Annotated in this window: 9 protein-coding genes; 3 read left to right on the forward strand and 6 right to left on the reverse strand. The window is 44.4% G+C overall.

Translation table 11 applies throughout. The features are described 5' to 3' along the window. The first annotated feature begins 5 nt into the window (after positions 1-5). Genes ACXAGK_RS03630 through ACXAGK_RS03640 form a run of 3 tightly spaced genes read left to right on the forward strand, consistent with a single transcriptional unit; the run spans position 6 to position 2,738 of the window. Entirely contained in the window at positions 6-914 is a 909-nt protein-coding gene (locus ACXAGK_RS03630) for a TIGR03571 family LLM class oxidoreductase (protein WP_474854149.1), read from the forward strand. A 21-nt stretch (positions 915-935) separates the two neighbouring features. Continuing rightward, positions 936-1,772 (forward strand): 2,5-didehydrogluconate reductase DkgB, encoded by an 837-nt coding sequence (gene dkgB, locus ACXAGK_RS03635; protein ID WP_474854151.1) that lies wholly within the window; start codon positions 936-938, stop codon positions 1,770-1,772. A gap of 30 nt (positions 1,773-1,802) precedes the next feature. After that, positions 1,803-2,738, forward strand: coding sequence for an alcohol dehydrogenase catalytic domain-containing protein (locus ACXAGK_RS03640; protein ID WP_474854153.1), 936 nt, complete (start codon positions 1,803-1,805; stop codon positions 2,736-2,738). Here ACXAGK_RS03640 and ACXAGK_RS03645 read toward each other — a convergent pair. The 6 genes from ACXAGK_RS03645 to btsR form a co-directional block, all read right to left on the reverse strand. Beyond that, positions 2,733-4,490: a diguanylate cyclase gene (locus ACXAGK_RS03645; protein ID WP_474854154.1), complete on the reverse strand. Its 1,758-nt coding sequence runs from the start codon at positions 4,488-4,490 to the stop codon at positions 2,733-2,735. The two genes, ACXAGK_RS03640 and ACXAGK_RS03645, sit on opposite strands and share 6 nt — an antisense overlap. 162 nt (positions 4,491-4,652) lie before the next feature. Continuing rightward, entirely contained in the window at positions 4,653-5,684 is a 1,032-nt protein-coding gene (locus ACXAGK_RS03650; protein ID WP_474854156.1) for a DUF2955 domain-containing protein, read from the reverse strand. 30 nt (positions 5,685-5,714) lie between these two features. Next, the gene (locus ACXAGK_RS03655; RefSeq protein ID WP_474854158.1) at positions 5,715-6,788 is read right to left on the reverse strand and encodes an HlyD family secretion protein; all 1,074 of its coding nucleotides are present in this window, start codon (positions 6,786-6,788) and stop codon (positions 5,715-5,717) included. Next, the gene (locus tag ACXAGK_RS03660; RefSeq protein WP_474854160.1) at positions 6,785-7,240 is read right to left on the reverse strand and encodes a MarR family winged helix-turn-helix transcriptional regulator; all 456 of its coding nucleotides are present in this window, start codon (positions 7,238-7,240) and stop codon (positions 6,785-6,787) included. The genes ACXAGK_RS03655 and ACXAGK_RS03660 overlap by 4 nt, the downstream gene beginning before the upstream one ends. A 284-nt stretch (positions 7,241-7,524) precedes the next feature. Beyond that, positions 7,525-10,509 (reverse strand): TonB-dependent receptor plug domain-containing protein, encoded by a 2,985-nt coding sequence (locus ACXAGK_RS03665; protein WP_474854162.1) that lies wholly within the window; start codon positions 10,507-10,509, stop codon positions 7,525-7,527. Between the two features lie 527 nt (positions 10,510-11,036). After that, on the reverse strand, positions 11,037-11,765 hold the full coding sequence (btsR, locus tag ACXAGK_RS03670) for a two-component system response regulator BtsR (RefSeq protein WP_474854163.1): 729 nt from the start codon (positions 11,763-11,765) through the stop codon (positions 11,037-11,039). Position 11,766: the final 1 nt, after the last annotated feature.

Below are 11,766 nucleotides of genomic sequence, written 5' to 3' on the forward strand. Positions count from 1 at the left end.
TCATAATGACGACAAATACCTTTGATAAGCTTGCACAACACACGTTCTCAGTAGGTGTAGAGCTTCCGCTAGATAACGACTGGGCGCATTTCGACGCCACAAAAGGTACGCCATTCGGCGTACCTGATATGACCGAGCATCACAGCCGTATTCAACTAGCCGACAAACTAGGGTTTAAAGCAGCGTGGGTACGAGATGTGCCAGTTTATGACCCTAGCTTTGGTGATGCAGCTCAGGTTTTCGAAACCTTCACTTACTTGGGCTATTTAGCAGGTATCACAGACAATATTCTATTAGGCACAGCCGCTGTTGTTTTACCTCTTAGGCAGCCATGGCTTGTTAAAAAGGCGGCAGCAACGGTGCAGCAGCTAAGTAACGACCGCCTAATACTCGGTGTAGCCAGTGGGGATAGACCAGTGGAATATCCGTTGTTCGATGTTGATTTTGACAGTCGCGGAGAGCAATTCAGGCAGTCACTTGAAATTGTAAAGGACGGTGAGAATTCCCTTAAGTCTGGCATGTCGCTGTTACCGCGCTCAACCACGCCGCCTTTGTACGTTGCTGGGCTCGCTCAGCAAAGCCCTCTGTGGGTTGGAGAAAATATGGACGGTTGGTTGGCGTATCCAGGTACACCAAACGACCATGCAAAGCGCGTAGAACTATGGCGAAATGTCGCGGGCAATAAGCCTTACGTTAGTTTTATTCATCTTAATTTGGTTGAAGACGACGAAGCGCCCATAAAACGCCACCGATTCGGGGTTGAAACTGGTGTAAAGGGGCTTATCAAAGAACTCAATGCAATGAAAGATGCGGGGGTTGATCATATTGGCCTGCACTTCAGACGTAATACGCAACCAGTAGAAGGCGCGATGCAGCGCATTGCTGACAAGGTGTTACCTCACTTTCATAAATAACGGAACCAACAAGGAGGCATCATGCCGAATGTAAATCAGTCACAATCTAAAATTCCTTCGCTAGGTGTAGGCACGTTTCGCTTAAAAGACGATGAAGCCTATAACAGCGTGACAATGGCACTTGAAGTGGGTTTCCGTCACATTGATACGGCGCAAATTTACGGCAATGAAGAAGCGGTAGGTCGCGCTATTGCAGACGCTATTGCAAACAATCTTGTTGCACGTGAAGACCTATACGTCACCACTAAGGTGTGGAATGACAAGCTGAATAAAGCAAGCTTTGTGGATAGCGTAAAAGAGAGTTTGGAAAAGCTTCAACTGTCGTACGTTGACCTGCTACTTATTCATTGGCCGTCACCGGAAAATGGCGAAAGCATGGAAGAGTACCTAGGTGAATTGCTGCGCGTTAAGGAGCTAGGCCTGACAAAAGAAATTGGTATTTCTAACTTTACCGTGGCACAAATTGAAGAAGCGGTGAGTATCTTAGGCTACGGCGTTATCGCAACGAATCAGGTAGAGGTGCACCCTTATCTTACTAATGGAAAAGTGCGTGCAGCGTGCGAGAAACACGGTATCACAGTGACAGGATATATGCCGTTTGCTGTGGGCAAAGTGTTAAAAGACGAGACCATCATTGCCATTGCAGATAAGCACGGCGTGAGCACTGCTGAGGTAGTGGTAGCCTGGGAGCTGGCCCATGGTTTAGTCACTATTCCATCGTCGACTAAGCGTAAAAACCTGGAAACCAATTTCAAAGCGCTTGAACTTACCTTAGATGCAGAGGATATAGCAAAAATTGATGCGCTAGATTGTGGCGACCGTCAAGCCAACCCAGATTTCTCACCTGCGTGGGACTAATTGGAAAAATCACCGTGTTAAGGAGCTTTTATGCAAGCTAACGTTTGGCAATTTGAACAGGCCGGCGCTGCACTGGTACAAGATGTACGGGAATTTTCTGAGCCAGAAGCAGGGCGTATTGTTGTGCGCAACTATGCTATTGGCATTAACCCAGTTGACTGGAAATTTATCGATGATAACCCGCGCGACTGGGAAAAAGGGCATATTCCCGGTGTGGACGGTGCGGGAGTTGTTGTAGCTGTAGGTGAGGGCGTTGATAACAGCATTCTGGGTAAGCGGGTGGCTTACCATCATAGCCTAGGTGAAAACGGAAGCTTTGCCGATCACAGTGAGGTGTACGCTAGTCGCGTAATGGTGGTGCCAGAAAGTGTTGATTTTGCGCTAGCTGCTGCGTTGCCATGTCCTATGCTTACTGCCTGGCAAGCGTTCAGTAAAGTGCCGGTCAGGAAGGGGGCTGACGTGTTAGTCAGCGGTATGGGCGCAGTTAACAAATTGCTGGCGCAAATGCTTTCACAAGCAGGTTTTAGTGTGCATGTTATCTCAGGTAGCTTTACGCAAGAGCAAGCCGATGAGGTGGGAGTAAAAGCCATTCATCGCAATAAGCCTGAAGGGCAAACCTTTTACGCGCTTTTCGATGCAAATGGTCCAGACTATGCGGCGTCATTCGTGCCGCTTCTCGAAGCTAATGGGCACGTGGTAAGTATTTTAGGTCGTATTGAAGAGCCTATTGATGCGCCTTTTACGCGCACTATTTCTTATCATGAGATAGCCCTAGGCGCGCTGCATGATTATGGCGATTTATCACAGTGGCAGCGCTTGGTGAAAAACGGAGAGGCGCTACTTGAGCAAGTCGCTGAGCAATCTTTAGTGGTTGAGATCCCCAATCTTTTCGAATTTGATAATTTGAACAAGGCGCTGCAATTTTCAAAAGAAGGTAAGCGAAAGGCGGTGGTTACGGTGTCATAAAGCCGGAACGATTAGGTTTCTTCCTTTATCTTTGGCTACATAAAGGGCTTTATCAGCTCGCCTAAAGGCTTCGACAATATCGTCGGAGCCTTTACATAATGTCCAACCTATACATGCTCCCAGTTTCCTGTCATCTATAGATGCAATCGCTAACTGATTTATGGCACGGTGGACGATTTCCAATTGTTTTGCAAATTCCTCGGCTTCGCTAAACTGACTATCATTAGGCTTTGTAATGCGCTTTGCAATGGCAAACTCTTCACCACCATAGCGCGCTGCTACTTGTCCCTCATCATTAAGCGGCGCAAGAATGTTAGCAATGCCCTTTAGTACTTCGTCACCTACATCGTGCCCAAATGTATCGTTGATACTTTTGAAGTGATCTAAGTCGATTAGCGCAATGGCTAGCGCGTCATGATCGTGTAAGCTTTTATCAAACGTATTGTCTACGAACATATCCAGCGTACGACGATTGGGCAACTCCGTTAAACTATCTTTGGAAGCCAGTTCTGCTAGAGTGCTATTCGTTTGTTCGAGCGCAAGGGTACGTTCTTTTACCAGTGCTTCTAATTTAGATGCCTGTTCACTTTTTAACTGTGCAGCTTCTTTCTGTGCGTCTCGTTCTCTTTGAACAACTTTCACCATATAGCTGGCAGTAAGTGCGACCATAAATAGGCATGTCATAACTAGCCCAGACATAAAAGTGGCGATGGGCTCTAAATAAAGCTCGACCTCAAAAAGTGCAATAATAGTAAGGACTAGGGTACTAAATGTTACTGGAAGCATAGCGGCAGCTAGCCACTTGGCTCTATCAGAGCCCCGCTTGTGCTCTACGACGATAACAATACCCGCTATCAGTATATAAGGGAAAAAGAGGACAACAGGAAGCTTTAAGGCAATATCTAATCCCACCGTTTGCCAAAGTAAAATACCCATAAAGGGCAACACTATGCAGAATCGTTTCACCGTCTTTGCCCCGTACACTTCGTGGTTGTCTCTGGCAAGAGTTTGAAACAATACCCAAAAGGCAGTAATCAATACCGAATAAATACTGATGGCATAGCTAATGTCATTCAAGCTTGGTGTATTTGGCCACAGTAGTTCAAATGCGTAACCGAACACGCGGAAAAACCAAAATGTTGTCGCAAAAATAAATGATGCAAAGCTCAAAAAAACTAAGTTACGGCTAGCAATATAGCCTAATGCACAAAGTAGGGTAAGCAGCCCCATTGCGCCGAAAAATGCCATATCCCGCTGCAAGGTTTTCATATACAAGTTACTGTAATACTCAGGTGTGGCGACCGAGAAACTGTATCTTAAAATCTCACCAGACATAGTGCCGGTAAACTCAGTATAAGAAGACGGCTGCAATACAGAGGGGAAATGATAGTTGGGCGTATTCACCGCTCGAGTACTGTAAGGTTTACTGTCGCCGGTTTCCCATTGATAATTGCCATCGGTGACAACTAACGTTTTCATTGCAGGGAAACTTATTGAAAACCAAACGGGAACTTGTGTATCTAACTGATTGTAAATACGAACTTTGAAATGCAAATACTGTGACGGCGACCTATCAATAACATCAGCGCTATACAACCACTCTTCTTCGCCGGTTATAATTGCTGAGTCACTTACCGCAAAAACTACATCGTTATCTAAAGACAACATAGTTTGTGAGTTATTGAAATTAGCTGCGTTGGCCGTCTGGCAACAGCATGCTATTACAAGCCATGCGAGCAATATTCGCAGCATTCATCGTCCTTGTTTTATTGGTTTTTTTATCTACAACTCAATATAGCACATAGTTTCAAAAATTTAGTACGCATCAAATAAAACATAAGTATAGGTAAATTGCCTATTTCTTGTTGCGTTTTTAGCGTGGATAACTAATTAAAGTCGTTAGAGAACTCGAAGCTAATAAAATGTGTGATGTCGTGTCACTTGATAGGCGTTGAGAGCGCGATGTACAACGTAAATAACACACAGGCTAAGTGCAATGGCAACCACTACCGATGAAAAGCGATACAGCGCACTATAAATAATATCCTGCTCAGGTGAGAGTGACTGGCCGTACAAAATGCCAAAGGTCGTTAGCACACCGAAGCCAGTACCAGCACCACCTCCGCCTAAGACATGTTGGCGGCTAATGAAAAACACCAATATCCACAAGCTAAAGCTAGCAAAAAATAACGTATCACTATAATTGAGCAAAATGAGCTGGGCGAGCAGGGCAAGATTACAACCAATGAGTGTACCCAGTGCCCGTTGCCATCCACTCATCGTTGCGCCTTTCCAACAAAGTGGAAATAGTATCAAGACGCTCGCAGCTTGTGCTGATATCGAATCTACTAAGTCAAAGGTTTGAAACACAGCAAAGGATAATGTGGCGACTGTCGTACATAAGATAACTTCGTGACGAATACTCGTTTTATCTTTTGTCGCTTTGGGCAAAGGCGTGCGCGGCGCTTCATCGGGAAAAACAATATGCAAGGCGAATGCAATTATCAATGCCAACAGAGTTGCACCTATGTTTGATATGACCAATGCATAGATATCTATTCCATCACTACTGTAGCTGGCAAAATGAAGTTGCAGCGATAGTCCTACAAGAGAAAAGGCCCCGAATAAATACAGTGTACCTTTACTCATCTGCCAAAACAAAAAAGCAAAAGTGGCGGCAATTAGCGGTGTGATCAGCAATGGGTGGCTGCCGAACAAGCCGTAGATCACTAAAACAGTAGCCGCAGGAAAGGTTGTTGCGGCAAGAAATTGTCGAACAATGTGACCGTTTATAACGGCCACCAGTCCAAGCAATAGAATTGGATACAAAGTGAAAAATATCGGATTAGGCCAATCCAACGCTTTCGATATAGCAAACCCTAACGTGGCACCTGACGCGATCCGAAGCATCTGCTGAACATCATTTTTACTTAGCTGTGATTCCATATTTTATGTCTAGTAAACCATAATTTAAGTTTAATAAATAAAGTGCAGTAAGCTTATAAAGTGAATTTGAATATTTGCTGCCGCCCTTTCAACAGGATTGTCTGGCACAATTTGTACGGTAGCGCGAGCACCACTGGTGAGATGTTTTAACGATATTTTTTGTTCATCAAGCTTAATATGGACTCTTTGGCGCTGCGCATCGCGTACCCATCGGTTCGATTTTTCAACGCTTGCAAGGGTGCCGTTGGCAGCGAGTTGACCGTCACTTACACCAGCTTCAAACTCAGCCACTTTCGCTTTAAACACTATGCCAGGTAGCGCATCAAAAACCACATTAGCTTGAATCCCTTCCTTTACATTGGTTAGCGATTTCTCTCGAAAGTCTGCAACCACATCTAACGTGTTATCAACTACCGAGGCAAGCGGCGTACTTTGCTTAGCATAAGTACCCTGAGTTACCTGCATGTTTGCCATGACGCCGTTATGCGGTGCTTTAATTTTTGTATAGGCTAAGTTTAATTCTGCCCGTTTGACCGCATTTACCGCGTCTAAATATTTCAGGTTTTTGTCGCCTTGCTTACCTCTAGCAACAACTTGCTGGTTTAGTTCGGCTTCAAGCGTACTGATTTCAGCTTCGGCGCTTTTAAGCTGAGCGTAGGCTTTATCTACGTTTTGTTGAGATACCACTTTGGTCTGCTTTAGGGAACGCAGCCGTTGAAATTCATTGTTACGCTCGTCGTAAATTGCGGATGCTGCCTCTAATTTGGCTCTTATCGCTTCTGCTTTGGCATCAATTTGAGCATTTTCTAGTTCCACATTTGCCAAAGCAATCTGCGCCTTCTCAAGCGCAATTAGGTAAGGTGTTTCGTCAATAGTGAACAAAACCTGTCCTTCTTTTACGGTTTGATTATTTTTGACAAGCACCTCATTAATCGGCCCATTTATCTGGGGTGAGATTTGTGTGACCTGATGATAAACCCTCGCCTGTGGTGTCATAGGCATGCGTATATCTGCAATAATGAAGTAGACAAAACAGATGGCGAAACCGACCAAAGACAGTTTTATATACCTAGCAAATTCCTGATCTGGTGTTCGTTGACTCACTTAAATGACTCCAACAATTTTGCTGCATTGGCTTCAATTTTCTGAACACATCTAGCCATAGTGCGTAATTCCTCGTCCGATACTCCTGCGTACACTTCATCTCGAAGTGCCATTAACGTACTTTCGATATCATTCATTCGGCCTTTGCCCTTATCTGTGAAATAAAGCAAGCGACTTCGTTTGTCGTTATCACCTGTAACGCGTTTGATTAAACCCGTAGTTTCGAGCTGCTTGATGGTGCGCGTTAAACTAGGCATTTCTATTTCCAAGCTTTCTGCCACCATCTGCTGTGTACAGCCTTCACCAAGTAACGACATATGAATCATTACGCGCCATCTAGACTCTGTAAGGTCGAGGTGTGCGACAGATTCAGTAACAGCTCTTCTGCACTTTTGCGCTGTACGGGCAAAAAGCGCAATAAGATGAAGTGGCATGGGTTCTGAAAATGACATATCGGCATCCTTGATTTTACTTAGCATGCTAACTAGTTTAATTGTTTAGCATGCTAAGTAAATAATATTGAGATGAGGATGATATTTTGTAAGCTGAGCGCTTATTAGGAAAAGCGTAAATGGATAATTATATAGAGCTGTGTTTGTAACAGATGTATAGGCTTTAACTAAGTGCTGTTGAGCACTGAGCAAGTACAGGGTGAAGTGGAATATTCATAAAAAATAAAAAAGCCGTTTATTAAGAATAAACGGCTTTTGGCTTAGGTCCAAAGGGAGATTTGGATTTAGAATTTACCTCTAAACGAAGCAAACCAGTTTGTGCTAGTGTCGTAAACTGTTGGATACGTATTACCGTTACCAAGAGCTGGACCTGCGCCAGAGTAAACTGGAGGTTGCTCGCCAAGAAGGTTTAGAACACCTAGCGTGAACTCTAAATTGTCGTTCATGAAATAAGTGGCAGAGATATCAAGATAGTTGATAGCTTTGAATCCAGTCTCAAGTGTATCACCGTCATCATCGTTATCAGTTGTACCAAAGTGTCTCCAAGTCGCAGTAATATCAACGTCTAGGTTGGTATTCCATGTTGCCATAAATCTATGACGATACTCAGGGTTAGGTGCGCCACACGCGTTTCCGAAGAAGCCAGCACACTCAACAGTGTCACCACCAGGGAATGGTACTGTGCTTAGTTCATCTAGTAGCGTAGCTGCATAGTCGAATCTTACATCACCAAGCTCTGTGTCGAAGTTATAGCCTACCTGAACATCCACACCCGAAGTTTTAAGCGTAGCAATGTTTAGGTTTGTTTGTTGGAAACCAACACCAAATGTGCCTGCTGCAAGTGAACCCGCAGAAGAACGGGTAATTAGGTTACAGAAGGTTGGGTCACCTGAATCAAGACAGTTGTCGAAGATAGTTTGAGCTGGAATACCAGCAGAAATCGCATCTTCTACTTCGATGTCGAAATAATCCACAGTAATCGAAAGACCTTCAATACTTGCTGGCGTAATTACAACACCAAAGGTTACAGTATCTGCAGTCTCAGGAGATAGTTGTGGGTTACCACCTGTTAAAGATTGTGTTTGACCCGAGATAACGTCAAGAATATTGCCGTATTGCGCAGCTGTAACGCCGGTACGCGCACAAGTTTCAAGTGACGCGATTGGGTTGGCGCCGGCACATGGATCATATAGCTGTTCGCCGCTAGCATCGGTACCCGCTGGGCTTAGGTTAGGTAGACCTGTGTTTTGACCTGTAAATAAGTCAATTACGTTTGGCGCTCGAACAGCGCGCTGGTATTGCGCACGTAGTTTAACGTCATCTACTGGTGTCCACGCTAACTGGTACCCGTAAGCATTCGTGTCAAAGCTGTTTGTCGTGCCGTTACCGTCTGCGTCATAGTCGGAGAAACGATATTGTGCACTTAACACTAACTCTTCAGCTAACTCTGCACCAGAAATAAGAGGTATTTGAACCTCGGTGAAAAATTCACGAACTTCAATTTTACCTGCTACTGCTAGCGTTGCACCGCCTACACCAGTGAAACCACCACCTTGAACTTGGCTAATTTCATCTGGTGACGAAGCAAGTTCGTCTTTACGGTATTCAATACCAAATAACACGCCAATACCATCATCAGCAGTTGGGATCTTAATGCCGTAATCGCCTAAGTTAGCTTGGATATCGGCACCAAATACTTTTTGTGACGTTTCACCGTTTACAATACCAATACCTTGGATGAAGTCTAATTGATCTTGCGTTACAGAGCTTTCACCGCCAGGGCGTTGGAAGATGTTGTAAGGTACACAGCCGCCAGACTGGTCAAGACAGACTACGTTACCATCTTCGTCAGTGGTTGCTAACAGCGCTTGCTGTAGGTTAGCGACGACGAAATCGTTCGTAGCTGAGCTTTGGTCACGAGTTTCTGAGATTTGACCAAATACGTTCCACGCCCAGATATCATCGATGAAACCATTTAGACCACCAACGAAGCGCCATGCGCTGTTCTCAAGACGAGAGTTACGCGAGCCACCTTCAACGTTACGGTGAGATGCTGTGATTCCGCTTACGATTACATCGTTTGCAATATCGTCAGCCGAACAACCAAAAATATCAGTGAACGCTAAACCGCTGTTACCTTGGATGAATGGGTTTCCGCAGTTGATGTCGTATGCGCCGATACCAAACGAGGCACTTGGAGCAATCTGAGCATCACTGGTGTTGTTGATGTAGGAAAAGTCAGCGTAGGCTTCTAAATCGTCTGCAAGCTCGTAGTTACCTTTCGCATAGAAATGATAACGCTCAGAAGGGCGTTGGAAAAAGTTGGTTGCACCAAAGTTATAGGTTTGAGTCGGGCCGCCCGCGTAAGGAATAATATTTCCATCTTCTTCCTGGAACGCAAAGCCACCAGGGCCACCAAACAAGCGGAAGTTAGCTGAACCTACACAACCAAACCCTTCGAAACTTGCTGAGCCGCTGCTTTGGCCCAGTGTACACGCTGAAAAAATTCTATCAGCTTGGACGATCTCTTCGCGGTCTTCATATGACGCATAAATGGTTACGTTACCTTTACCGTCGGCGGAAGATGCGCCAAACATTGTGTAGATAAGTGTTTCGTCGCCGTCCATGGTTGAACCAGGGATAGGCTGCTGGGCTGCGTTAAGCACGCCTTCATACAAGCCATTGTCGTTGTCAGCGTAGTTTGTGCTGAACTGACCGCCAAACTCTACGCCTTCGAAATCATCGCGAAGAATGAAGTTTGCAACACCACCAACAGCATCAGAGCCGTATACCGCTGATGCACCACCCGTTAGGATGTCTACACGTTCCAACATTTGCGTTGGAACTAGGTCGACGTTAGCTGCGCTGGTTCCCGAAGAACCATATGGGAGACGTTTGCCGTCAATCAATACCAACGTTCTGTTCGCACCTAAACCACGGAGGTTTAGTGTTGCAGTACCTGTTGAACCGTTGGAAACTTCTGATGCTTGTCCCGCGAATACTTGTGGAAGCACGTTAACGAAGTCTTCTACACGTAAGTTACCGCGAGCGGCTGCTTCAGCGCCTGATACACTCAGTACAGGTGTTGCTGCTGCAACATTGGGGTTTGAAAGTAAACGTGAACCAGTGACTTCGATTTTCTCGACCGGTTCTTCCTCTGACTCAACTTCTTCTTGGGCGTAGACACTACCAGAAAATGCCAACGATGCGGCAGCGCCAAAGGCGCAGGCAAGTCTCACCGACTTTGCCAGTTTGTGGTTTTTAAACATTGTAGTCTCCCTAGACTTTAATTTTATTGCTTTAATTATTTTTAGTGTGTTTTTTAGACACTTATTATGTATTGCACAACTTTTGAATATTATCAATAGCATATATGCGTAAAATCTAAGAAGCGGCTCTTTTTAATGAATATTTATTGTTATTTTATAAAAAGTTTAACTTTCAGTAATATTTTGCGCTTTTTTATACAGCAATATGATCAGGATAAGTCGAGGATATCTAAACAAATAATCGGATTTGGCGGTTAGAAATCAGCAGTAGAACTCTATTTTTTTATACTTTAGTTTAATTTTTTCTCTGTTTTGCGTAGCAGCTTCAAAAATAAAATAAGCGCAAATTTAGAGAAAATGACGAATAAATTAAGACAAATGGCGTCAAAAATCGGAATGTTCAAAAATTCGTTTTGGGGTTGCTTTTGGGGGAAAGGTCAGCCCCATCGGACCGACTTTTATAGTTTCATGGTTTTAAAGCATCAGGTAATAGCTTAACTGACTTTTGGAAGCTCTGTTTGCAGAGATTATAGTTCCAACAACGATTTCAGCTTTTTGAGGTATCGACGGCTAACGGGTATCGAATCTCCCGTCGCCATTAGAAGCGTAGCAAGGCCATTATCCAAGAGTTTAATTTCCGCCACACAGGATAACCTCACTAAGTATTGCCGGTGACATCTTACAAGCGCGGTTCTCTCTTCTAAGGTCTTTAATGTGAGTTGCGTGTCTGCTAGTTGCTCTAAAGTTTTAACATGTACTCCCGCCACATCACTATATGCAAAATGAATATCAGATTCGGGTAGCAGTAATATGCGCTGATGGCCCACGCAGGGAATATGTATCAACGTAGGTGAGGCGATTGTGTCGATACCAGTCTGGGGAAAACTTCTCTTTTTCAGCCTTGTAAGTGTTTTATTGAGCCGCTCTGGTTCTACTGGTTTTAGTAAGTAATCAAACGCATTATCCTCAAATGCTTGAAGAGCATACTGCTCAAACGCGGTAACCAATACAACATAAGGCATGGTGTCTATGTCAAGCATAGCTAACATATCTAGCCCCGAGAGCTGAGGCATTTCTATATCTAGAAAAATAACGTCTGGATTGTATTGTTTTATTAAAGCCAACCCTTCTATTGCGTTTGCAGCCTCGGCTAAGACTTGAACCTCATTGGTTTCGTTTAGCAACTGGCAAAGCTCATCTCTGGCGAGAGGTTCGTCATCAATAACAATTGCCCGAAATACTGAATTCTTGGTCATG

Source organism: Alteromonas sp. ABM1_013 (assembly GCF_056160505.1).